This is a genomic window from Candidatus Zixiibacteriota bacterium, assembly GCA_021159005.1.
Classification (GTDB): Bacteria; Zixibacteria; MSB-5A5; order UBA10806; family 4484-95; genus JAGGSN01.
The window spans coordinates 1-2,011 of sequence record JAGGSN010000236.1; the positions used below are offsets into that span (position 1 = coordinate 1).

3 protein-coding genes are annotated in these 2,011 nt (G+C 46.3%); 2 read left to right on the top strand and 1 reads right to left on the bottom strand.

Features of this window, described 5'->3' with window-relative positions; all coding sequences use genetic code 11:
- Nucleotides 1–73 precede the first annotated feature (73 nt).
- Both J7K40_15445 and J7K40_15450 read left to right on the top strand, forming a co-directional pair.
- Nucleotides 74–1,201, top strand: coding sequence for an IS4 family transposase (locus J7K40_15445; protein ID MCD6163790.1), 1,128 nt, complete (start codon nucleotides 74–76; stop codon nucleotides 1,199–1,201).
- Nucleotides 1,194–1,388, top strand: a complete 195-nt coding sequence (locus J7K40_15450) for a hypothetical protein (protein MCD6163791.1) — start codon at nucleotides 1,194–1,196, stop codon at nucleotides 1,386–1,388. Before J7K40_15445 ends, J7K40_15450 begins: the two co-directional genes overlap by 8 nt.
- Before the next feature lie 116 nt (nucleotides 1,389–1,504).
- Here the strand turns inward: J7K40_15450 and J7K40_15455 are convergent.
- A partial coding sequence (locus J7K40_15455) for an Hsp20/alpha crystallin family protein (GenBank protein MCD6163792.1) occupies nucleotides 1,505–2,011 on the bottom strand: 507 nt, incomplete at its 5' end.

The window sequence follows — 2,011 nt, forward strand, 5'->3', positions numbered from 1 at the left end:
AAAATAGGTAACTGTCCCATAAGCGTTAACTTAAGGATTGACAATCAAGGGGAGATTTGATACATTTTAATGTATGGATATTCAAGAACATGTCTCGGAAGACTGGGAAACGCTTATCAACTTTCTGCCGGATGGATGGCGTCAGGAGGCGAAGAAAAAAGGCGCATTGAAGAGATGCAGGGAAATAAAGGATGCGGAGACGCTTTTGCATATCTTGATGATTCATCTGGCACAAGGGTACTCACTCAGGGAGACGGCGGTAAGGGTGAAACAAGCAGGATTTGCAAACATCTCAAGTGTGGGAATATTCAAGCGAATGAGGGCATCAGGCGAATGGCTTCGCTGGATGGCGGAGGGGTTGATGAAGCAGAACATCAAAATACCTGAACGCCCCAGCGGAAAGCTGCGCGTGAGGCTCGTTGACGGCACAACGGTAAGCGAACCCGGCAGCACTGGCAGCATATGGCGTATACATTATTCCCTTCAACTTAAGCCGCTTCTATGTGATTATTTCAAGGTGACAGATAACCATGTAGGGGAAACCTTCAAATTGGTCCCCATTGAGAAGGGTGATTTGCTTGTCGGCGACCGCGCATATTCGAATGCGAGAAGCGTGGCGCATGTTTTGGATAATGGCGGAGAAGTGCTTGTACGAATGAAAGTGATCAGTTTCGTTCTGCGCAGCGCCAACGGGAAGAGTTTTAAACTGTTATCGCGACTGAAAAAGCTGCGAGTGGGATGCATTGGCGAATGGACTGTGCACGTTGTTGGAGATAACGGAAGAATGATTCCCGGAAGGATCTGCGCGTTGAGACGCAGTAAAGCGGCAATCGAGATGGAACTGAAACGCATCCACAGGAACAGCGCGCGTCACGGGCGAATCCCCGGACGCAAGGCACTGGAAGTCGCAAAGTATTCGTGCGTCTTCACAACGGTGGACCAATCCGTTCTTTCCGCCACAGACGTTATGGAATTGTACAGGGCACGATGGCAGGTGGAACTCGCCTTCAAGAGGCTAAAGACACTTCTGAACTTTGGGCATCTCCCCAAGCACGACGAGGAGAGCGCCAAGGCATGGCTGTTCGGAAAACTTCTGATAGGACTTCTTGCCGATAACATCATAGAAAAAGCCAATTCTATTTCCCCCTGGGGCTACATCAAAATCTTGGAAAAAGAGAAAACTGCGTCAGTGTGTGGATAGCCGATGGAGAGAAACACTGTTTATTTTGCACGAAATACAATCGGCGGTTGACTTGAAAATGGGATTGTCTTTTTCGCTTGCCAATTGGAAGGATATTCGGGAAGGACTTCGCGAACCGCCAAGAAAAAGAATGTATCAACACAAGTACCTGGATGATGTAATTGAAGCGTACGATAACTTCCGCTAAGTTAACGCTTAAGGGGCTCTGTCCCCTATTTTATACAAAACCCCCCGAATTTACCGGGGGGGTTGACTTTTTTGAAAGGTTTACATATACCTTTCCATTATCACAAACTCCTTTTGTTAAACTGAACTTTCATCATCTTTCGTGTTATGTCCTTTCCCGATAGTGATCTTTCTCGGTTTTGCCTCGGATTTCTTCGGCAGTGAAATCGTTAGAACACCATCAGCAAAGTCAGCAGATGCATCCTCGACCTTAACGTTGTTCGGGAGCGTAAATGCACGATCGAATGAACCATAATACCTTTCAATACGATGATAGTTCTTGGATTCGTCATCTTTCTCAAACTTCAGCTCCCCTTTGATTGAAAGGATGTTGTTTTCGATTGTAACATCCACATCCTCCTTTTTCATCCCGGGAATTTCAGCTTCGAAAACCAGGGAATCTGTGTTTTCGTGAACATTAACGCGCGGATACCATGATGATCTCCGGGTAATCTCCGGATTTGAGAACATCCGTCTTGGTACTAGCGAGAACATGTTCTCGAAATCTTCATTGAAGAACTCATCCCAGAAGTTCTTCGTTTTAGTTGGTTGTCGTTTGATTATACTTGTCATAGTGAACCTCCG

Coding starts and splice junctions, on each gene's coding strand:
- J7K40_15445 (MCD6163790.1), top strand. CDS start 74: ATGGATATTCAAGAACATGTCTCGGAAGACTGGGAAACGCTTATCAAC.